Genomic DNA, 240 nt, shown 5'->3' with positions numbered 1-240 from the left:
ACCGCGTGGCCGCCGCCGTTGACGTAGTGAGCTGATTCGCTGCCCGCACCCTCGATCTGGTTGGTGCATCTGCGGTTGATATCGGAGATCCCGATCGAGGGGAAGGTGTTGCTGGCGATCGTGATCACTTGGAGGATGCGGGTGTCGATGCCGCAGTTGGCAACGGTCTTGCCCGCGGCAATGTCCTTGACCTCCGGGAAGTGGGAGGGCGTCAACCAGGTGATCTTTCCCTGGTTGGTC

General features: G+C 61.7%; 1 protein-coding gene. It reads right to left on the bottom strand.

All coding sequences use genetic code 11. From position 1 onward, the window contains the following. Positions 1–240: hypothetical protein (locus tag AC1RPQ_RS08665; RefSeq protein WP_481762378.1), on the bottom strand; the 240-nt coding region annotated here is incomplete at both ends.

The organism is Dellaglioa sp. CoH-57-MRSF-21 (assembly GCF_056781915.1).
This window is presented reverse-complemented; position numbering and strand designations above follow the sequence as displayed.